We start from the raw sequence: 20,432 nt of genomic DNA on the forward strand, positions 1-20,432 counted from the left end.
CGCATGCCGATTTATCCCACTTATCTGCGCAATGGTCGAGGGGTAAGTTTCTGGTCAGATCATGTGGAGAAACACAATGGATATGCCCCCAACAGTTACCGCGTACTTTGACGCCGACCGCCGCAATGATGTGGAAGCGTTTTCAGAGACCTTTTTGGATGACGCAGTTGTCGAAGACGAAGGCGCTCGCCACCGAGGCATTGCCGCAATTCGCCAATGGTGGGCGGCTGTGAAAACAGCGACCAACTACGTCGCTGCCCCTGTCGAAGCCACACGCGACGGCGACAAAGCGCTCGTCCGCGCGAATGTAAGCGGTCAGTTCCCCGGCAGTCCGGTGACGCTCACCTTCGCCTTCACCACCAAAAACGACAAAATCGCCAGACTGGAGATCAAGTGATGAACGATTTTCTCAATCTTAGAGGTAAACGCGCTCTCATCACCGCTGGAACGAAAGGCGCCGGCGCTGCGACGGTCAACCTGTTTCGCGAACTCGGTGCACAGGTGCTGACGACGGCGCGGGCGCGTCCGGAAAGCCTCCCGGAAGAGTTGTTCGTAGAAGCTGACCTGACCACCGAAGAAGGATGTGCGATTGTTGCTGACGCCGCGCGTCAGCGCCTGGGTGACGTCGATATCATTGTCCATATGCTTGGAGGCTCTTCAGCAGCCGGAGGTGGCTTTGCGGCGCTATCCGAAGACGACTGGGACAAGGAGCTGTCACTCAATCTGTTTCCGGCTGTTCGACTTGACCGGCTCCTTGTCCCGGACATGGTTGCCCGAGGATGCGGGGTGGTCGTGCACGTGACATCCATCCAGAGGGTCATGCCGCTTCCGGAATCGACGACCGCGTATGCAGCGGCAAAAGCAGCGCTTTCGACTTACAGCAAGTCGATATCGAAGGAAGTTTCGCCCAAAAGTATCCGGGTCGTGCGGGTGTCGCCTGGGTGGATCGCAACGGAGGCCTCAGTGCGTTTGGCCGAGCGCTTGGCGAAGCAAGCCGGTACTGATCTGGAAGGCGGCAAGAAGATCATCATGGATGCACTGGGTGGCATTCCGCTTGGTCGGCCGGCGAATCCTGAAGAGGTCGCAGATCTGATCGCATTCCTCGCGTCCGACCGCGCGTCTTCGATCACGGGTACCGAATACACGATCGACGGAGGTACGGTGCCCACGGCGTAGGCGCCCCCTGCAGATCAGGCGGGTGTGTCCCACCCGCCAATCTGGGAGTAGATCGCGTTGCGGAGATAGCGCACGTCGCGGTTCAAAGCGGCCAACTCCGGGGGCGTCTGGGTCGAAGCTGCAAGCAACGTGTCGCTGAGGCAGCCTGCCTTGTGCTGCAATGCCCGACCTTCTTCGGTCAACGCGATCACCACTTGCCGCTCGTTGCTGAGGTTTCGGGTCCTGCGCAACAAGCCGGATGTCTCAAGGCGCTTCAAGAGTGGTGTAAGCGTGCTGGATTCCAGTGCAAGGGTGTTGGCAATGGCGCCGACCGTTTGCTCATCTTCGCTCCACAAAACGTTGAGCACGAGATACTGCGGGTAAGTCAGGCCCAATTCGTCGAGGAGGGGCTTGTAGGCGCGCTGAATGGCGATGCCAGCAGTGTAAATCGCGTAGCACAACTGATCGTGCAATGGCGGTGGATCATTATGGGGTTTGGTCATTCTGAGCTCCTTTGCGCACCAATATAATCAAGGTTACCGCGAAAACCAATATCGCGATAAGAATTATGTTGACGAGCAGTTCAAGGCCTGCCAGTTTGAAGTTATCGCGATAACAGTTATCGCTACGCACGAAAGGAAAAAGCCATGACACGCACGACCACAACCACCGTTGCCGCAATCGCAGCCGCCGCCATATCCGCCGCAATGCCCGCAAACGCCGCCGACACCATCCCTGAAAGCCAGGCCGTCAAAAACGTTGTGCTCGTCCATGGCGCATTTGCTGATGGCTCTGGCTGGAAGGGCGTTTACGACAATCTTACGAAGCGCGGCTATCGCGTCACAATCGTCCAGAACCCTCTGACCTCGCTCGAAGACGACGTTGCCGCCACCAGACGTGCGCTCGAGCGGCAGGATGGTCCGGTCATTCTCGTCGGACATTCCTGGGGCGGTACTGTTATCACGGAGACTGGCATCGATCCGAAGGTTGCCGGTCTCGTCTATGTCTCCGCTCTCTCACCCGATGCCGGCGAAACGACGGCTCAGCAATACGAAGGATTTGCTCCGGCAGCGGAGTTCGTCATCGAGACCACAAAGGATGGTTTTGGATATGTCAGCCCGGCAAAGTTCAAGGCTGGGTTCGCTCATGACGTCAGCGATGCCGATGTTGCGTTCATGAGGGACGCGCAGGTGCCAATCAACATGTCGGCGTTCGCCACGAAGCTCGAGAATGCGGCATGGCGCACCAAGCCTAGCTGGGCTGTTATTGCCACCGAGGACAAAGCTTTTGATCAGGCCATGCTGATCCACATGGCTGAGCGCATCAAGGCGAAGATCACCAAGGTGTCGGCAAGCCACGCCTTGTTCATGACGCAGCCTGCGGCCATCGCCGATACCATTGATCAGGCCGCCAAGACCGTGTCGGCGAAAAAGCAATGATCGACTTCGCGTCATCGGGAAGGTCGAGACCCTCCCGATGACGCTGAAACAAATCTGTTAAACAGACCGCAGGCCCGAGCGAGATGCCGGTAGGGCGTCGGATCCTTCCAAGATCCATGAGCATTTCCTCGTCTTTCGCGACCACGACTTCAGCAAATTACCAGAATTAATTCACGGAGGAACTCACGTGAAACTGTATACCCATGATGAAAATGTACCTGCAAATACGTCTTTCGCGCACAACACGGTCGGCGATGTCTTCGACTTCATCGTCTGCGGCGCTGGGTCCAGCGGCTCGGTTGTTGCAGCGCGCCTGGCAGAGAATGGAAACGCGAGCGTTCTCCTGCTCGAAGCAGGTGGAGATCATAAATCCGAGACAGTCTCGAACCCTGCGCAATGGCCGTTGAATCTTGGCTCCAGCCGGGACTGGGGCTTCGTTGGACAACCGACACCTGGTCTGGATGGCCGACGACTTCCTCTCAGCATGGGCAAAGGGCTTGGCGGCGGTTCGAGCATCAACGTCATGGTATGGGCCAGGGGACATAAGGAAGATTGGAATCACTTTGCCGCAGAGGCCGGGGATGACGCCTGGGGCTATCAGTCGATCCTTGGCTACTATCGCCGGATCGAAAACTGGCAAGGCGCTCCGGACCCTACTCGTCGCGGGGTAGGTGGGCCTGCATATGTGGCGCAGCCTACTTCTCCGCAGCCAGTGGCGGAGGCCCTGTTGAACGCGGCATCTGCCATAGGGATACCTCTCTATAATACCACGAACGGCGAAATGATGGAGGCATCTGGCGGTGCATCGATTGCTGAACTGCGTATCCGGGAGGGCAAGCGGGAAACCGTGTTTGAATCCTATGTTGATCCGCTGCTGTCGCGTCCAAATTTGATGGTGATCACCGAGGCGTTGGTTACGCGTCTCATCTTCGATGGTAAGCGGGTAAGAGGTGTGGAAGCTCTAATCGACGGTCGGCGACGCCAGTTCATGGCGCATTGCGAAACGGTGCTGTCACTTGGCGCGATCAATACGCCGAAGGTCCTTATGCAGTCCGGAATCGGCCCGGAAAACGAACTGCAATCGCATGGCATCCCAGTCGTGCAACACCTGCCGGGTGTTGGTCGCAATCATCAGGATCATCTCGCCTTCGGCTGCACCTGGGCCTACCGAAAACCGGAAGCAGTGGGCGGTAGCGGCTGCGAGGCAAACCTCTACTGGAAGAGTGACGCACGTCTGTCCCAGCCTGACGTCCTCCAGTGCCAGTTGGAGTTCGCCGTCCCGTCGCCGCTTGAGGCCGGTCTCGAAACACCGGAGCACGGCTGGACCATGTTCAATGGTCTCGCACAGCCGAAAAGCCGCGGCCGATTGAGGCTCTCTGGCCCCGATATAAACGACCCCGTCCTGATTGAACCGAACTCACTCAGTGAGCCGGAAGACATGGCAGCCGCGTTGGCCGCAGTGGAATTATGCCGCGAACTTGGAAACAGCGATGGCTTTAGACCTTTGGTGACGGGCGAAACCGCTCCGGGGCAGCGCGACAGATCAGGAATGATCGACTTTATCCGGCGCTCAGCAGTCACCTATTGGCATCAGTCCTGCACAGCCAAGATGGGACGCGACAACATGTCGGTGGTCGACAATGAACTCAAGGTATACGGTATCGACGGCCTCCGTATCGCGGATTCTTCGATCATGCCCCGGATCACCACTGGCAACACGATGGCGCCATGCGTTGTCATCGGAGAGCGGGCCGCCGTTTTGATCCGAAACACACACGGTCTGATAGCTGTGAGCGAACCTGTCGCCCAGTCCATTTGAACTCGTTTGTGAGGAGCTTGGCGTCCTGCTGCGCGGGTCGCCGAGTTCTCCGCAACTGCGTTCTAGCTTCGGCCTGGATTGAGACTTACGGAGCACTCAGCGACGTCAGCTTTGCGCCCTCATAATGGTCATCGAGCCACCGGTCGCTGTCGCCGCAAAGCGGACATGACGCAGTGACAACGCGGGTCGCAGTTGCGCCAAGTCGCCATTCCGCCCCATGCGGGTGATTAGATCACGAATTCCTCCTCGTACGTCTGTGGCTCGGGAACGGCCGTAACCTCCACCGGAACGATCCAATTGGCCGCGTAGCTCTCGCAGTCGGAACGCGGGAGCTCGGGCTGCACGCACCCCGCCCCATCGATCGCGCGACATCGCAGTATATATCGCCCTACTTCTTCAGGGGTCCACATGTACTCCCACAAGCGCCATGCAAAGGGACGTTCTGTTTCGAGGAGCCTTCCCTCGCGCCAGCCCCTGCCATCTCCGGTGCAGACCTGCACCTGCCGGATAACAGCCTCTCCGCTCCAGGCGGCTCCGAAAATCCGATACGGTTGGCCGGCGATGAGATGCGCCCCCTGCACGGGACGCGCGATCTGCGCTTTGACCTGCATCTCCGCAAGCGGGACCAGCCTGGGTTCCCCGAGGCTGCGCTCCCAACGGAAATAGTCGCGCGCCTGCCAGTAGCCAAGGAACGGTTGCTCCACAACCGTGATATCCGTGATCCACTTGACCCAAGCCATGCCGAACCAGCCACCCACGACCGCGCGTAGCGGGTAGCCGTGATCGCGCGTCAACGCCTCCTTGTTCATCGAATAGGCAAGGATCGTGCTGTCAGCCATTGCCTTCTCAAGCGGTAAACTGCGCGCAAGAGCGATGGGGCCGGGAGAAGCCGTTTTCTTGTTCGTGTCGACGCCGCCGCTGTCTGCGCCTACGAGCAGAACCTCACGTGCGGTTCGCTTAACGCCCGCGGCAAGATTGCCCGCACCGGCCTTCCGCAGGCTGATTGCCGATCACCCGGAGTTTTCGTGGGCCCTCCTCGAGCACCTCGCGGCGGGCGTAAGGCATATGACCGAGCGGGTTTACGAGTTCAGCACGTTGGTCGTGCGCAGGCGTCTCATCCTCGAATTGCTCCGCCGTGCGGACAAGCCGGATGAAACCGCCAGCGCGGTCTTCATAGACCCGGCGCCCACCCATTTCGAACTGGCGGCCTCAATCAGCACGCACAGGGAGGCGGTCTCTCGCGAGATGAGCGCTCTAGGCAAGAAGGGGCTCATCGAGCGACGCGGGCATCGGCTCCTGCTCTGCGACCTTGCGGCTCTCGAAATGCTCGCGGGAAAAGAGGAGTAGCAGTCACCACGTCCGGAACACAAGAGACTTGGCCTGTGTTCAGCGCCGCTCAGCCGGAGCGCGTGATGAAGCTCGGAACCCAAAAAGTGACCGGGACGGAACTACCTCGATGGTAGGCACCTAGGTCTACGGCTCCATTCTTTTCGGTCGTCCGCGGCCAAGAGCGCCGTCGGCGCGGGCCTGCAGATAGGCGTAGATGTCGTCGATGTAAGGAGCGAAATTGGGATCGGTGGCAAAGCCTTTCATAACCGAACTCCCGCTACTGCTCTGGCCGTCGCGAACGATACGCCTGAACGTTTCGATATCGAGCGGCCGATCGACGAGCGAGGAGGCGAAGGTCGAGCCGACACCATCCGGGCCGTGGCAATGGCTGCAGCCGCCATGATAACGACGGTATCCGTTGTAGGTCCGGGCATCGGCCTTGCCGTCGATCACCTAGAATTTGTCGGCGGCCGCGGTCTCCTGCGAGGAGCTCCCGGAAACTACCACGAGGCCACAGGCGACGACGGCCAACAGAGCCAGTTGCTGTAGCTGAAATGGACGCGGTTGCCTCGAATGGCGTCTGCTGCATGTTATCCCTAGATCGTAACCGATTTAAGGAACATGCAGCAATTCAAGGTGCTGCCGCGACCTTTGCCTGTCTGATCACAGTACACGACAGCCGCTCGGCTCCTTGTTCAAGGTCAGGCTGCATGTTCGGTGTGGCGCGGCTTCGCGAAGACGTCGATCGCCTCACCCGTTTCGAGGAAGGATTTGAGACTGGACAGCACGACCGGCCACCCTTTGCTGATGCCCGCTGCCATTCCGCTGCCGGCTTCGAGCTCGTCATGGCTGACGGTCAGTTGCACCATGCCGTCAAAAGGAACGAGGCTGCAAGTCACCCGGCTGTATTTCGCGGGGTTGTCGGCATCGGACGCATTGGCCCAGGTGATGACGAGACGCCGGGGCGGCGTGTGCTCGACCACTTCGCCGACCAGTTCGACGCTCCGCTCGTCATTGGCGCGGATGTGCTCCCATCTCGAACCGGGCTTCCAGTCGGAGACGTTCTCGTGCCCCCAGTAGCGGCGCGCGATGTCTGGCCTCGTAATCGCCTCGAAGACTTTCTCCGGCGTCGCTCGGATGTAGGTCACGTAAACAAAGCTGATCGTCTCTTTGGTCATCGTCGCTCTCCTTCGAGTTCCCTTTTGCATTCGCAAGAGTGACTTAGCGCCGGATCTCGAAAGGGTGGGAGTTACAAATTTGACGAGATTCTACTGAGGTGAGGGAAATCGACGCCCGCAAATCACCTTTGCGAGGTTTGAGGAACGGGGAGGATCGACCCGTTGCAGACATCGGGCTTCACGTGCCGAATGACAAAAAAGTACGCTCTGCAGACGTCCGACGATGGCACCTGAGCGTTGCCCTTTGCGTTTTGTGCCGGAGCTCTGATGGCCGCGGCTAGGCCATTCTTGCTTCCGCAAGAAACGACAGCATAAGCGCTGAAACGCTCTGCGGGTCTTCCCAATGCGGGTTATGTCCATACCCCTCGAGCGTGATGGATCGCACTGAGGGGAATGCCTGTGCAAGTGCCTCGCGATGCGGGCTGCCAAAGAGCGGATCAGCCGAACCACCGATACAGAGCACCGGCGCGGTGACCCGCATCGCGGTGCGCCGGAGATCGGTTTCGGCAAAGCACTCCAAGATGCCGTGCCAAACGGCCGCCGGCATTGCCGCCGCGTCCCTTTTCATCTTCGACAGAAAGTCGGGCTCGACAGGCCGGCTGCAGGAATACCAGTCCCGGAGAAAATGCCCCGCGGGGTCTATCGGGTCGCGAAGTGCGCGGATTCCGCGCGACAGCGGGCTCATGCTGCCAAAATCCGGCCTCAGGCTTGCAGACAGAAGCACGAGGGCGGTCACGTCATCGCGACGACGAGCGGCAAGCTCGATCGCTGTCATCGCGCCCATCGAATGGCCGATAACGGCAAACTTTGAAATGCCCAGAAACGCCAGAAACCGGTCAATGCTTGCGGCAAAATCGCTGACGCGCATCCCATCCCCCAAAGCGGACTCCCCGTGTCCGGGGAGATCCGGAATGATCAGACGGTAGCCGGCAAGAAAGGGCTCAAGCGCGGCAAAGCTGCGGCCGGTGTCAGAATAGCCATGCAGCAGCAGAAGCGGCGGCCCGCTTCCGCTACTGTCGACGAATGCGATCGGCCTTCCCCCTGGCAATTCGACGCGCCGCTTGCGACGATGCCATTCGTCCTTGACGCTGCACATCACAGGCCGAGCGCTGCCTTAACCGCGGCGAGGCCCGCTTGGCCGTCGAAAGTTGATACGCCGGTCAGCCAGGTTTCCAACCGCTGTGGCTCGTCCTTTACCGATTGCAGAGCCGCTTCTTCCGGCTCCATTCCATCGTTCATGATGTAGGCCATGCCGCGGTTCTCGTATTCGACATCGAAAACGAGGTTGTTCAAAAGCTTTGCGACATTGGGGCACTCCTGCAGGTAGCCCTTGCGCACTTGGGTGGAGACCGTTGCCGCACCGAAATTCGGGCCATAGAACTTGTCACCGCCAGTCAGATACTTCATGTCGAAGACGGTATTCATCGGATGGGGCGCCCAACCCTGGAAGACGATGAACGACTTGTCGCGTGTCCGACGAACCACTTCCGAGAGCATGCCCTGCTCGCTCGACTCCACCACTTCCCATTCCTCAAGCCCGAGGGCTGGATCCTCGATCGCGTCGAGCATCAGTTGGTTCGAGCCTGGCTCGATGCCGTAGAGCTTCCGTTCGAACTTATCGGCGAACTTCTGCAGGTCGGAAAAGTCCCTGACGCCAGCCTCCCAGACGTAGCTCGGAACGGCGAAGGTGTATTTGGCACCCTCGAGATTAGTCCGAACCGTCTCGACCGAGCCCTCCTCCTTGTACGGCTTGTAGTAAGCGACCATGGCCGGGTGCCAATAGCCGAGAAACACGTCGAGGTCCTTGCTCTTCAGGCTCGTGTAGATGACGTCGATACCGAGAAGCTGGCTCTTCGCCTCGTAGCCCAGCGCCTTCAGCAAGGTCAGACCGACCCCGGTGGTGAAGGCAAGATCATTCCAACCCGGCTCAGCCAACCGCACTATTTTGCGGCTTTCCGGCTCTGCCGCAAACACAGGAGCGGCAATGGCGATGAGAGCAAACGCCGCCGTCCCAGCTTTTAAAGATCGCTCCATCGTATTCCCCTTTTATCCAGTTGGTCATTTTATTGTCCCATAGGTCAATTATTGATCTTTTCGGAAAGTTTGTCAAATGTGGGCGAAAGTGAGGGCGTGCAAATGAGACTGACCAAGATCAGCGATATCCGAAAACGTGAACTCAGACGGGCGGCGTTCGAGGTCCTACAGCGTGAAGGCATGGCGGGGGCAACACTGGAGAAGGTCGCGGCTCAAGCAGGCGCATCGAAGGGCATCGTCCTGCACTACTTCGCCAACAAGCAGCAGTTGTTCGAGCATGCGATGCGCGAGGCAAACGCCGTATTGAAGGATGCCGTTGTGAGGCGGCTGAACCGCGCGAACACCCCGTTTGAACGACTGGAAGCAATCATCGAAGGCAATTTCGAGGACCGCTTCTTCCAGCCGTCGATCTGCCATGCCTGGCTGTCGCTCTGCGCCGAGGTGCCGCGCGACCCGCAGCTAGCGCGCATTCAAAAAGTCATTCATGCGCGGATGCGATCAAACCTTATGTCGGCGCTGATCCATTTCCTGCCGGAGGATGAATGCGAGACCGTCGCTCTTGGAATTACCGCGCTGATTGACGGACTGTGGCTGCGACTAGGTCTGCAGTCGGAGGGCCTGACACGTGAAGATGCGCTTCGCCAGATGCGCGACTATCTTTCTCATCGGCTGCCCTCCGGCGCCGCATAAGCGTCAGACGACGATCTCTAAGGGGTCGTTTGCGGGAGGGGACGAAGTACTACCTTAAGCGATCGGGCGGTTTACACTAGCAACCATGACACCTTTCACACGATAGGGATTTTTGGCGGGCTTCGCCACAACAGCCGTTGGATAGTCTCCCTGTAGACGGCAAAGTGCGACCCTGTGTAGTCGTTAGCTACCAACACAATGAAAGGCTTGATTGCACGCACAGCAGACCTTAGCTCAATCCGCCGCCCATCATCGGACGCCGCCCTTCGCCTATTCTGAGTGAATGAAAGCGGCCCTAGTTCCATCGCTCCACCAGAGCTATCTGAGGCGCACGGCTGAGTTCGCATTTCTTGTAAGTTGAGCGATGATGTGCATCGCCTGCCCCTGTCTTTGTCGCTCCAAGTCTCTGTGCTGTATCCATGGCCACGGTTTTCCGGCAGGTTGCCAGCCCTGATTTTCGCCTTCCAGGAGCCATTTCGTGATGCTACGAGTGCTTGCCAACCGCACCTACCGCCACCTGTTCCTCGCCCAGGTGATCGCACTTGTCGGAACCGGCCTCGCCACCGTCGCACTCGGGCTTCTCGCCTATGATCTGGCGGGGCCGAGGCGGGGGCGGTGCTCGGCATGGCGCTCGCCATTAAGGTGATCGCTTATGTCGGCGTCGCGCCCGTGGCCGCCGCCTTCGCCGAACGGCTTCCCCGCCGCGCGATGCTCGTCTGCCTCGACCTCGTCCGTGCCGCGGTAGCGCTATTGCTGCCGTTCGTCAGCGAGGTCTGGCAGGTCTATGTGCTGATCTTCGTGCTGCAGTCGGCGTCGGCCGCCTTCACGCCAACATTCCAGGCAATCATTCCCGACGTGCTGCCGGACGAGAAGGAGTATACGCGGGCGCTTTCGCTGTCGCGGCTCGCTTATGATCTCGAAAGCGTCGCAAGTCCGATGCTGGCAGCCGCCCTCTTGACCGTCGTCAGCTTCCATAGCCTGTTCGCCGGCACCGTGTTCGGCTTTCTCGCTTCGGCGTCGCTGGTCATCTCGGTCGCTCTGCCGAGCCCGAAGGCGGCGGAACGGCGCGGCATCTATGATCGGACGACGCGGGGCTTGCGCATGTATCTCGCCACGCCCCGATTGCGTGGTCTGCTCGCGCTGAGCCTCGCGATCTCGGCGGCCGGATCGATGGTTATCGTCAACACCGTGGTACTCGTCCAGGCCGAGTTTGGGCTTACCCAACATGCTACAGCCATCGCGCTTGCCGCCTTCGGCGGTGGCTCGATGATCGCCGCGCTGCTGCTGCCGAGAGTTCTCGACAAGACGCCGGATCGCACCGCCATGCTGGCAGGCGCCGCCTTGCTCGTCGCCGGCCTGTTCATCGGCGTGTTCGTGCCGAGCTTCGCACTGCTGCTGTCGCTGTGGGTGGCCATTGGCTTCGGCTATTCGCTGACGCAGACACCGTCCGGCCGGCTGCTGCGCCGGTCGTCCCACCCGGAGGATCGGCCGGCGCTTTTTGCGGCGCAATTCGCGCTGTCGCACGCCTGCTGGCTGATCACCTATCCGCTTGCCGGATGGCTTGGCGCGAGGGTCGGTCTGCCGGCGACTTTCGCCACGCTCGGCGTGATCGCCGCAGCCCCGATCGTCGCTGCGACGCGACTCTGGCCCGCGCATGATCCCGACGAGATCGAGCACGTCCACGAAGAGCTTGCCGAGGACCATCCCCACCTCGTTGGAGCGACGCGTATCGGCAATGTCCATCGACATACTCATGTCTTCGTGATCGACAGCCATCATTCCGACTGGCCCGCCGAACGATGAGCGATCTCAGCATTTACGCGGGGCTGTTCGCCATCGCGCTTGCCGCGGCTACCATCCTGCCGATGCAGTCGGAGGCAGCGTTGGCAGGCCTGCTGGTCGCCGGCTACTCGCCATGGATGCTCATCGCCACAGCGAGCGTCGGCAATGTGCTCGGCTCGGTGGTGAACTGGCTGATCGGCCGCGGCATCGAGCGCTTCCGGCACAGACGCTGGTTCCCGGCAAGCGAAGCCGGGCTCGAGCGGATCGTCGGCAGGGATGACCCGCGGTCTCACGGTGTCGATAGCGCTGTCGGTGACGCATGTCACCATGGCAGTGCTCATCGCGCTGTTCTCGTTGCCGCTGGTCTCGGTCATGCTCGGCAGCGCCGGTTCGGCTCCGCTTCTGGAGGACGTCAGCCGCGGCCTGCTCGGTGCGATCGGTGCCTGGATGCTCTGGAGCGCGCTGTTCCGCCGGCCGCACTTCCATGGCGAAGGCGAGAGCGTCGCCGTCGGCTTCATGGCCGGTCTCATCCCCTGTCCGCTGACCCTGTTCGTCATGACTTTCGCCATGTCGCGCGGCGTGCCCGAGGCGGGCATCATGTTCGCGATCGTGATGATGACCGGAGTGGCGCTGACGCTCTCCAGCGTCGCGCTGGCGACGGTGTTCTTCCGCACGCGCCTCGAGAGGCTGCTTGCCACCAGGCATAACCTCCTCGCGAGGGCGCCGAAAACGGTCGAGGCCGTCGCTGGAGTCATCCTTGTCGCGGTCGCGCTGCACGAAATCTTCATCCGCTGACCTAAGCGGTTCAACGGCTTGACAGCTCCCGCCAAAGCGCGCAAAAAATCGCACATGGGGTCGCGATCACCCCACGAGGCGACAGCCGAAGTATCGCGTCCATTCAGCCGCTCACCCGGAGGACGCGCCATGTCGTCACTTCTCGAAATTTCTCCCGAAAGGCTCGCCCGCCTGATCGGCACGCCGAAATGCCCTGCGCTCCTCGACGTCCGCATCGACGAGGACTTCGAGGTCGACCCACGCCTGGTGCCGGGATCGGTCCGGCGCAACTATCGCAATGCGCAGGACTGGGCTGCGGAGATCGACAGCGACTCTGCCGTCGTGATCTGCCATCGCGGCAAGAAGCTGAGCTATGGTGTTGCCGCCTGGCTGCGCAACTATGGCATTGCCGCCGAGGTGCTCGAGGGCGGTTTCGAAGCATGGGCAGAGGGCGGCCATCCGGCCGTGCCGGTATCCGCGATACCGGAGCGGGATGCCAGCGGACGCACTGTCTGGATAACGCGGGCGCGGCCGAAGATCGACCGCATTGCCTGCCCCTGGCTGATCCGCCGTTTTGTCGACCCGCGGGCGGTTTTCCTGTACGTGTCGCCGCCCGAGGTCGAAATGGTCGGCGAACGTTTCGCCGCAACCCCCTTTGACATCGATGCGCCCATCCGCTGGAGCCACAAGGGCGAGCTTTGCACCTTCGACGTAATGGTCGAGGAATTCGGTCTTGCGACGGAGCCGCTGCTGCGCCTGGCAATGATCGTGCGCGGCGCGGACACTGCCCGCCTCGACCTCGCGCCAGAAGCGCCGGGCCTGCTCGCAGCATCGCTGGGCCTGTCGCGGATGTATGCCGACGACCTCGAGCAGCTCGAGGCAGGGATGCAGCTCTATGACGCGTTCTATCGTTGGTGCCGCGACGCCACCGAGGAAACGCACAACTGGCCGTCGCCGAAAAAGGATGCTTGAGATGACCGAGATTGCCGACAAGGCCGCGCCGGATTCGGCGCGGCAGCCATACAGCCACGGCATCCCATTCAGCGAAGGCGTCCGCGTCTGGCTGAGAGTGGCCGCTCTGAGCTTCGGCGGCCCGGCCGGGCAGATCGCGGTGATGCATCGCATTCTCGTCGACGAGAAGCGTTGGATCGGCGAGCACCGCTTCCTGCACGCACTGAACTATTGCATGCTGCTGCCGGGACCGGAAGCGCAGCAGCTCGCCGTCTACATCGGCTGGCTGCTGCACCGAACCGCAGGCGGTCTCGTCGCCGGCACGCTGTTCGTTCTTCCGGGTTTTCTCGCGATTCTTGGCTTGAGTTACGTCTACGCCGCCTTCGGCAATGTCACCGTCGTCGAAGGTCTGTTCTTTGGCCTGAAGGCGGCGGTGCTTGCCGTCGTCGTTCAGGCGGTCTTCCGCATCGGCGGCAAGGCGCTCAGGAACCGGCTGATGATCGGCATTGCCGCTGCGGCCTTCATCGCCATCTTCTTCTTCCGCGTGCCGTTTCCGCTGATCATCCTGGCGGCCGGCATCATTGGCTATGTCGGCGGCCGTTCCGGTTCACCGCTCTTCCGGGTTGGTGGCGGCCACAAGGCGGGCACCGGTCCGATCCTCAAGGACGAGGATTCGATTCTCGGCGAAGAGACGCCGATCCATGCACGGCCGAACCTCGCCTGGTCGCTACGGGTGTCGGCGGTGTTCTTTGCGCTCTGGTTCGTGCCCCTGGCGCTGCTGACAGCCTTCCTCGGCGTCGAAAATGTCTTCACCCAGATCGGCATGTTCTTTAGCAAGATGGCGGTCGTCACCTTCGGCGGAGCCTATGCAGTGCTTGCCTATGTCGCGCAGCAGGCGGTTGAGCACTACCACTGGCTGAGACCGGGCGAGATGCTCGACGGTCTCGGCATGGCCGAGACGACGCCTGGCCCGCTGATCATGGTGGTTCAGTTCGTCGGCTTCATGGGAGCCTACCGGGATCCCGGATCGCTGAACCCGATGATGGCGGCGACGCTCGCCGCGATCTTGACGACCTGGGTGACCTTCGTCCCGTGCTTCCTGTGGATCTTCCTCGGCGCGCCATTCATCGAGCGGCTGCGCAACAACGTGGCGCTCACCGGCGCAATGTCGGCGATCACTGCCGCCGTCGTCGGCGTGATCCTCAACCTTGCCGTCTGGTTCGGCCTGCACACTCTGTTCTCGGAGGTCGTGGCCTGGAACCTCGGCCGGCTCTCGCTCGACGTGCCTGTGCTGAGCTCGCTGGTCCTGCCGTCCCTCGTGCTGACCGTGGCAGCAGGGATTGCAATCTTCCGGTTCCGCGCCTCGGTCATCGCGACGCTGCTGGCCTGCGCGGTCGCCGGGATGATCTGGACGCTGATGATGTCGTAACGGCCGAAGCTGAGCGCAGGAGGGCGCTGGGCAATGGAAGTCGTGAAATCCGTGCACAGCACCCATCCGGCGACCCATCTATTCGGGGCGCGCGCTCTGCGGGATTTCGGCGACGGCTTTGTCGCTATCCTGTTGCCGGTCTATCTGCTCGCCCTCGGATTTTCGCCGCTGCAGGTCGGCATCATTGCGACGGCATCGCTCTTTGGCTCCGCGCTGTTGACGATTGCTGTCGGCTTCCTCGGAGCGCGCCACGATCTTCGCCGGCTGCTTCTGGCCGCCGCTAGCCTGATGACGGCCACGGGCGTCGCCATGTCCCTGGCGCACGATTACTGGCTGCTGCTGGTGATCGCTTTTGCCGGCACGATCAATCCGTCGGCCGGCAGCGTCAGTGTCTTCGTGCCGCTCGAGCATGCGGCGCTCACCCGCGAAGTGAGCGATGCGGAGCGGACGAAGATGTTTGCCCGCTACAGCCTCGTCGGGGCGCTCGCAAGTGCCGCCGGCGCGCTCGCCGCGGCCCTTCCCGATTTTACAAGCGTTGTGGGAATCGGCCGGCTGACCGCAATCAAGCTGATGTTCGTGCTCTACGCGCTCGTGGGCATTGCTGGCGGCATTCTTTATGCCCGCATACCAAAGCGCATCGCCAGCCACGAAACCAAAGCCGCCGCGCTCGGTCCATCGCGCGCCATCGTTTTGAAGCTCGCAGCCCTGTTCAGCCTCGACGCCTTCGCCGGCGGCTTCGTCGTCCAGTCGCTGCTCGCCTTGTGGCTGTTCGAGCGTTTCGATCTATCGCTTGCGCAAGTCGGAATATTCTTCTTCTGGTCGGGCGTGCTGTCGGCGTTCTCGTTTCCCGTCGCCGCATGGCTGTCGCGGCATGTCGGCCTCATCAACACCATGGTGTTCACCCACATTCCGTCGAGCATTGCCCTCCTGCTGGCGGCATTCGCACCGACCTTGCCCCTGGTGCTTGCCCTGCTGCTGATCCGGGCGGCGCTCTCGCAGATGGATGTGCCGACGCGCTCTTCCTATGTGATGGCCGTTGTCACTGAGGCGGAACGAGCCGCGGCCGCGAGCTTCACATCCGTGCCGCGCAGTCTTGCAGCGGCGGCGAGCCCTGCCATGGCAGGTGCTCTCTTCGCTGCCTCGTACCGGTCTTGGCCGCTCGTCATCTGCGCCGCGTTGAAGATTGTCTATGACCTTCTATTGTTGCTGCAGTTCCGGCAGCTCAAACCACCTGAGGAACGGTAGACCATTCGATGGTCAATTCCGTGACACTCGCTTGCCCGAACGAGCGACTGCTTCGGGCCTCGGTTTTTCAGCGTGGCTATCGGTGGCAGCGTCGGGTTGAAAAGGGTAACCCAGAAGCTTGCATGCACCGGCGACTCTCGAAGGCAGCGGCCGCATCGGCTGTCGGTCGATCATCTCAGGTGGCTGTTAATCAGCCCTTCACATTTCTCATTGCATGCCAGCATGGCATCCGTTTCGGTATCGCTGTGCTCCCGGTTGAGGATTGCGCCTCGTGAGCGCTACCTCAAACTGCCGCCGCCGAGGAAGGGTTTGATTGTTCCCGCTCCATCGTCAACTGCCCGGATACAGCCATTTTGCTTGCCGCCGATCCCGGAACATGCGCTCACTTTTAACAGCCCGATGTTCATTTTCGAATGTCGGGCCAAGATGGCGAGATCAGAGGCGGAGACAAAGACATGGCCGAGGGAAACGACTATCCAGGCATGCCGCTATGGATGAAGATCTCCGGGGCTGTTTTCGGTGCACTCATATTGCTGGCGGCGATCGTGATCGCGTTGACATCGGCGGCCCCCACGGACCAGGCCGCCACATGTCTCGCGACGGCGGAAATCCACCCGCAGGCAGCAACCCATGACGATGCCTCCGGCGCTCCGCAAGTTCACCCTGGTCGTGCATGTCATCTCCTCGGTCGGCACTCTCGGCGCGGTGGCCTGCTTCCTTGCGCTTGGATTCGTCGGGCTTTGGGGCGTGGATGCTCAGACGACGCGAAGTCCGTACGTCGCGATGGACGCCGTAGCGCGGCTCGTCATTGTCCCGCTGGTCTTCGCCTCGCTGCTTACCGGACTTGTCCAGGCGTTCGGAACCACCTGGGGCCTCTTCCGGCACTACTGGGTGCTCGTAAAGCTTCTCCTGACCATACTGACCGCCGTCGTCCTACTGCTCCGGATGGAGGGAATAAGCCATGTCGCGGCGGCGGCCATTAGGGGGGCGCTGGCAGACGCCGATCTACTCGGTCTGAGACGCTCACTCGTGGTCCACGCCTCGGGGGGCGTCTTGGTCCTGATCGTGACGACGGTGCTTTCGATCTACAAGCCGCGCGGATTGACGCGCTACGGCTGGCGCAAACAGCAGGGCCAGATCAGGAATCGGCTGTAGCGAAGCTATTCGGCAGGGTCACTTCTCGTCCTGGACGCGGAACTTGGCGTGACAGGAGGTACAAGTCTGCAGCATCAGGTGAAAGGCATGCTCGGCTGCCATCGACGAGACATCCTGCGCCGCCGTGCGTTTCTTGGCGAGCGGCCCGCCCATCAATACGTCGCCGCCTTGCATGCGCATTTCGGGGCTCAGAACGTCTGGATTGCGGTCTGCTGCCACCGCCAAGGCCGAAGCATACACGCCGAGATCAACGGCCAGCTTGTCGAACGTCTGGCGCTCGGCTGCGATATTGGAACTGGCCTTGGAGCCTGCAACGACTGGACCGTCAAAGAGCGAGGAAAGCAGCGCCCCGGAATGGGCCTTGACCGTTTCGGCAGCAGCTTTGAAAGCCTTCGCATCATACGGGGACGTGCCGTTGAACATGGCGCTGATGCTCTTGGCAGCCGCCGCCATCGCCTTCATATCCTGCTGTCTTTCCTGCACGATACTGTCCGACTTGAACCCTTGCGCGGCCGCCGCAGACATTGCTGCAATCGCCGCCCCTACGAGAACCAGGCCGCATGCCTTCACCATCTTCGGCCCCATAACTATCTTTCAATTGATCGAGGTCAACGCGAGCCTTGTAAGCGCGCGGCACAGTAATCGCACGGGTTCGAGCGAGATCACGCGAGATTGTTCGTTTTGGGGCGCAGTTCAGACGGAGGCCGAAGGGGTGATTTACACCTGCCCGATGCATCCTCAGGTACGGCAGATCGGGCCCGGCAATTGTCCGATCTGCGGGATGGCGCTCGAACCGGAAGTCGTCACGGCCGAAACGGGCCCCAGTCCGGAACTCATCGACATGCGGCAGCGATTCTGGATCGGATTGGCGCTGAGCGTCCCCGTGCTCGTCCTTGAGATGGGAGGTCACCTCTTCGACCTCCATATGCTGCTCAGTCCTCAGACGTCGAACTGGCTGCAGCTCGTCTTCGCGACTCCTGTCGTGCTCTGGGCGGGCGCGCCTTTCTTCGAGAGGGCTTGGCGATCCATCGTCACCCGACACCTGAACATGTTCACGCTAATCGCCATGGGAACGGGTGTCGCCTGGGTCTTCAGCGTTGTCGCCACCGTCTTTCCCGGTCTCTTCCACCGACCTTCCGTTTAGACGCGGGTTCGGTCGCGGTCTATTTCGAGGCGGCCGCCGTCATCACCGTGCTCGTGCTGCTCGGGCAGGTTCTGGAACTGCGTGCGCGGGAACAGACCGGGGGCGCGATACGGGCGCTTCTGGACCTCGCGCCGAAGACCGCCCGCCGCATCCGCGACGACGGGACGCTCGTCGACGGCCGCAGCTCGGTCGATGAATCGATGATCACAGGCGAGTCGATGCCCGTCACCAAGGAGGTGGGTGCCAATCTAATCGGCGGCACGATGAACAAGACGGGCGGCTTCGTCATGGAAGCCGGAAAAGTGGGGCGCGATACGATGCTGTCGCGGATCGTGCAGATGGTGGCGGAAGCCCAGCGCTCGCGCGCTCCGATCCAGCGCCTGGCCGACGAGGTCTCGGGCTGGTTCGTTCCCGCTGTCATCGCGATTGCCGTAATCTCCTTCGCCACATGGATGTGGCTCGGCCCGGAGCCGCGCTTCGCCCATGGCCTCGTCGCCGCTGTCGCTGTCCTGATCATCGCCTGCCCCTGCGCCCTTGGCCTTGCCACGCCGATGTCGATCATGGTCGGCGTCGGACAGGGTGCACGCGTGGGCGTGCTGATCAAGAACGCCGAAGCACTCGAGCGCTTCGAGAAGGTCGACACGCTGGTGGTCGACAAGACCGGGACGCTCACCGAAGGCAAGCCAAAGGTGATATCGGTCGCGACGACGGAGGGACTGGCCGAGAACGAGCTTTTGCGATTGGCGGCGACGTTGGAGCGTGCCAGCGAACACCCGCTCGCGAGCGCCATCGTCGATGCCGCCACGGAACGTGGCCTGGCACTCGGGAAGGCGGAAGACTTCGATAGTCCGGTCGGCAAAGGCGTCACCGGCTCTGTCGAAGGACGCAAGCTGATCATCGGAAGCCACCGAATCATGGAGGATTCCGGAGTCGACGTGTCGGCCCTTGCAAAGGAGGCCGAAGCCCTGCGCGGCGAAGGAGCCACCGTCATCTTTGTAGCGATGGACGGACGTGTTGTCGGCCTGTTCGCGATTGCCGACCCGATCAAGACGACGACTCCCGACGCCGTGCAGACGCTGCGGAATGAAGGCGTCCGCGTGGTCATGCTGACTGGAGACAACAGGACCACCGCCAACGCCGTCGCGCGCAGGCTGGGGATCGAGGAGGTCGAGGCCGAGGTGCTTCCGGATCACAAGAGCGAGATTGTTGCTCGGCTGCGCCAGGAAGGCCGCGTGGTCGCCGTGGCGGGAGACGGTGTCAATGACGCCCCGGCGCTCGCCGCCGCCGACGTCGGAATCGCCATGGGAACCGGAACGGACGTGGCGATCGAGAGCGCAGGCGTCACGCTGCTCAAGGGCGATCTCCAGGGAATCGCGCGGGCGCGGCAGCTAAGTCATGCGACGATGAGGAATATCCGGCAGAACCTGTTCTTCGCCTTCATCTACAACGCCGCCGGCGTGCCTGTCGCCGCGGGCGTGCTCTATCCGGCCTTCGGGCTTCTCCTGTCGCCGATCATCGCCGCCTTGGCGATGGCGCTCTCGTCGGTCAGTGTGATCGGCAACGCGCTGAGACTGAGGAGTGCGCGGATATGACCTGGGATCGCAAATGGGCGCTGTTCGCCGCGTCGCTCGCGGTGATTGCCGCGTTCTTCATTCTCCGCGAGCACTGGCAGCATGCACTGGGTCTCACACCCTACCTGCTGCTGCTCGCCTGCCCGTTGATGCATTTCTTCCATGGTCAAGGAAGTCACCGCCATGGTCGTCGCGACCACCGGGATAATCTCACATGACCTACGCGCACGCGGTACAAGCCCTTGCCGACGTCGGAACGTCCGCCGAGATGCTTTTCGACTACCTGGACGACCAGGCCAGTCTGGGCTCGCACATGCAGAAGCCCTCGATGATGATGCTGGGCGGCCGGATGTCATACGAGTTTGATGCCGCCCAAGGCCGGGCCGTCGGTTCGGTGATCAAGATGCAGGGCAAGATACTTGGCCTGCGGCTCCTCGTCGAAGAAGTGGTCACCGAGCGGCACCCTCCGCGCCGGAAGGTGTGGGAGACGCGACGACGGCCGAATCTTCTCGTCATCGGTGCCTACCGGATGGGCTTCGAGATCAGCGGCTCGCATGGGGCATCGCGGCTTCGCGTTTTCATCGAGTATGACCCGCCGTCTGCTTTTGGTGGAAAGTTTTTGGGGTCGCTGTTTGGACCGATCTACGCACGCTGGTGCGTCAGTCGTATGGCGAAAGACGCAGCCATCAGGTTTGGTGACGTAAACCGTGCTCCGGCTGCCAGACCTCTTTGACCTG

General features: G+C 61.4%; 19 protein-coding genes and 4 pseudogenes. 16 read left to right on the plus strand and 7 right to left on the minus strand.

What is annotated here, in order from left to right; translation table 11 throughout:
* Window positions 1-76: 76 nt before the first annotated feature.
* Together NXT3_RS20275 and NXT3_RS20280 are read left to right on the plus strand one after the other, a co-directional pair.
* Window positions 77-397, plus strand: coding sequence for a nuclear transport factor 2 family protein (locus tag NXT3_RS20275; RefSeq protein ID WP_104840180.1), 321 nt, complete (start codon window positions 77-79; stop codon window positions 395-397).
* Window positions 397-1,176, plus strand: a complete 780-nt coding sequence (locus NXT3_RS20280) for an SDR family oxidoreductase (protein WP_104840181.1) — start codon at window positions 397-399, stop codon at window positions 1,174-1,176. The genes NXT3_RS20275 and NXT3_RS20280 overlap by 1 nt, the downstream gene beginning before the upstream one ends.
* 14 nt (window positions 1,177-1,190) lie before the next feature.
* On the opposite strand, the gene NXT3_RS20285 is transcribed toward NXT3_RS20280, so the two are convergent.
* Window positions 1,191-1,658, minus strand: coding sequence for a MarR family winged helix-turn-helix transcriptional regulator (locus NXT3_RS20285; RefSeq protein ID WP_037385614.1), 468 nt, complete (start codon window positions 1,656-1,658; stop codon window positions 1,191-1,193).
* A gap of 144 nt (window positions 1,659-1,802) precedes the next feature.
* Here NXT3_RS20285 and NXT3_RS20290 point away from each other — a divergent pair, with 144 nt between their 5' ends.
* Together NXT3_RS20290 and NXT3_RS20295 are read left to right on the plus strand one after the other, a co-directional pair.
* Window positions 1,803-2,594, plus strand: coding sequence for an alpha/beta fold hydrolase (locus tag NXT3_RS20290; protein WP_104840182.1), 792 nt, complete (start codon window positions 1,803-1,805; stop codon window positions 2,592-2,594).
* Between the two features lie 187 nt (window positions 2,595-2,781).
* The gene (locus NXT3_RS20295) at window positions 2,782-4,413 is read left to right on the plus strand and encodes a GMC family oxidoreductase (RefSeq protein WP_104840183.1); all 1,632 of its coding nucleotides are present in this window, start codon (window positions 2,782-2,784) and stop codon (window positions 4,411-4,413) included.
* 227 nt (window positions 4,414-4,640) lie between these two features.
* On the opposite strand, the gene NXT3_RS20300 is transcribed toward NXT3_RS20295, so the two are convergent.
* Entirely contained in the window at window positions 4,641-5,417 is a 777-nt protein-coding gene (locus NXT3_RS20300) for a molybdopterin-dependent oxidoreductase (protein WP_337442176.1), read from the minus strand.
* A gap of 61 nt (window positions 5,418-5,478) precedes the next feature.
* Between NXT3_RS20300 and NXT3_RS20305 the strand changes: the two genes are divergently transcribed.
* Window positions 5,479-5,760, plus strand: a complete 282-nt coding sequence (locus NXT3_RS20305; RefSeq protein ID WP_234828125.1) for a helix-turn-helix domain-containing protein — start codon at window positions 5,479-5,481, stop codon at window positions 5,758-5,760.
* A gap of 126 nt (window positions 5,761-5,886) precedes the next feature.
* Here NXT3_RS20305 and NXT3_RS20310 read toward each other — a convergent pair whose 3' ends face one another.
* The 4 genes from NXT3_RS20310 to choX form a co-directional block, all read right to left on the minus strand.
* The gene (locus NXT3_RS20310; RefSeq protein WP_234828126.1) at window positions 5,887-6,195 is read right to left on the minus strand and encodes a c-type cytochrome; all 309 of its coding nucleotides are present in this window, start codon (window positions 6,193-6,195) and stop codon (window positions 5,887-5,889) included.
* A gap of 248 nt (window positions 6,196-6,443) precedes the next feature.
* Window positions 6,444-6,920, minus strand: coding sequence for an SRPBCC family protein (locus NXT3_RS20315; RefSeq protein ID WP_104840184.1), 477 nt, complete (start codon window positions 6,918-6,920; stop codon window positions 6,444-6,446).
* Between the two features lie 277 nt (window positions 6,921-7,197).
* Window positions 7,198-8,016: an alpha/beta fold hydrolase gene (locus tag NXT3_RS20320; protein WP_104840185.1), complete on the minus strand. Its 819-nt coding sequence runs from the start codon at window positions 8,014-8,016 to the stop codon at window positions 7,198-7,200.
* Window positions 8,016-8,954 (minus strand): choline ABC transporter substrate-binding protein, encoded by a 939-nt coding sequence (gene choX, locus NXT3_RS20325; protein WP_104840186.1) that lies wholly within the window; start codon window positions 8,952-8,954, stop codon window positions 8,016-8,018. Before choX ends, NXT3_RS20320 begins: the two co-directional genes overlap by 1 nt.
* Before the next feature lie 102 nt (window positions 8,955-9,056).
* On the opposite strand from choX, the gene betI reads away from it, so the two are divergent.
* The 8 genes and pseudogenes from betI to NXT3_RS20365 all read left to right on the plus strand — a co-directional run bounded on the left by betI (window position 9,057) and on the right by NXT3_RS20365 (window position 16,980).
* Entirely contained in the window at window positions 9,057-9,644 is a 588-nt protein-coding gene (gene betI, locus NXT3_RS20330; RefSeq protein ID WP_104840187.1) for a choline-binding transcriptional repressor BetI, read from the plus strand.
* A gap of 481 nt (window positions 9,645-10,125) precedes the next feature.
* Window positions 10,126-11,447, plus strand: a pseudogene (locus NXT3_RS20335) (MFS transporter).
* Window positions 11,444-11,689 (plus strand): annotated as a pseudogene (locus tag NXT3_RS32545) (DedA family protein); the annotation flags it as partial. The pseudogenes NXT3_RS20335 and NXT3_RS32545, both read left to right, overlap by 4 nt.
* Window positions 11,685-12,221, plus strand: a pseudogene (locus tag NXT3_RS20345) (sulfite exporter TauE/SafE family protein); the annotation flags it as partial. The pseudogenes NXT3_RS32545 and NXT3_RS20345, both read left to right, overlap by 5 nt.
* 129 nt (window positions 12,222-12,350) lie before the next feature.
* Window positions 12,351-13,172: a chromate resistance protein ChrB domain-containing protein gene (locus NXT3_RS20350; protein ID WP_104840188.1), complete on the plus strand. Its 822-nt coding sequence runs from the start codon at window positions 12,351-12,353 to the stop codon at window positions 13,170-13,172.
* Window positions 13,165-14,580 carry a chromate efflux transporter gene (chrA, locus tag NXT3_RS20355; RefSeq protein ID WP_199773360.1) on the plus strand — a complete coding sequence of 472 codons (1,416 nt, stop codon included), beginning with the start codon at window positions 13,165-13,167 and terminating at the stop codon, window positions 14,578-14,580. Before NXT3_RS20350 ends, chrA begins: the two co-directional genes overlap by 8 nt.
* A 42-nt stretch (window positions 14,581-14,622) precedes the next feature.
* Complete coding sequence (locus NXT3_RS20360) at window positions 14,623-15,825, plus strand: MFS transporter (RefSeq protein WP_104840336.1); 1,203 nt, start codon at window positions 14,623-14,625, stop codon at window positions 15,823-15,825.
* A gap of 630 nt (window positions 15,826-16,455) precedes the next feature.
* Complete coding sequence (locus NXT3_RS20365; RefSeq protein ID WP_104840189.1) at window positions 16,456-16,980, plus strand: hypothetical protein; 525 nt, start codon at window positions 16,456-16,458, stop codon at window positions 16,978-16,980.
* A gap of 18 nt (window positions 16,981-16,998) precedes the next feature.
* On the opposite strand, the gene NXT3_RS20370 is transcribed toward NXT3_RS20365, so the two are convergent.
* The gene (locus NXT3_RS20370; protein WP_104840190.1) at window positions 16,999-17,565 is read right to left on the minus strand and encodes a cytochrome c; all 567 of its coding nucleotides are present in this window, start codon (window positions 17,563-17,565) and stop codon (window positions 16,999-17,001) included.
* 145 nt (window positions 17,566-17,710) lie between these two features.
* Here NXT3_RS20370 and NXT3_RS20375 point away from each other — a divergent pair.
* From NXT3_RS20375 to NXT3_RS20385, 3 genes and pseudogenes are all read left to right on the plus strand, one after another.
* Window positions 17,711-19,716 (plus strand): annotated as a pseudogene (locus NXT3_RS20375) (copper-transporting P-type ATPase).
* A complete protein-coding gene (locus NXT3_RS20380) occupies window positions 19,713-19,913 on the plus strand; it encodes a DUF2933 domain-containing protein (protein ID WP_104840191.1) in 201 nt (66 codons plus the stop codon). The pseudogene NXT3_RS20375 and the gene NXT3_RS20380 overlap by 4 nt, the downstream one beginning before the upstream one ends.
* Window positions 19,910-20,428 (plus strand): SRPBCC family protein, encoded by a 519-nt coding sequence (locus NXT3_RS20385; protein WP_104840192.1) that lies wholly within the window; start codon window positions 19,910-19,912, stop codon window positions 20,426-20,428. The genes NXT3_RS20380 and NXT3_RS20385 overlap by 4 nt, the downstream gene beginning before the upstream one ends.
* The last annotated feature ends 4 nt before the right edge of the window (window positions 20,429-20,432 follow it).

It is taken from the genome of Sinorhizobium fredii (genome assembly GCF_002944405.1).
Lineage (GTDB): Bacteria > Pseudomonadota > Alphaproteobacteria > Rhizobiales > Rhizobiaceae > Sinorhizobium > Sinorhizobium fredii_C.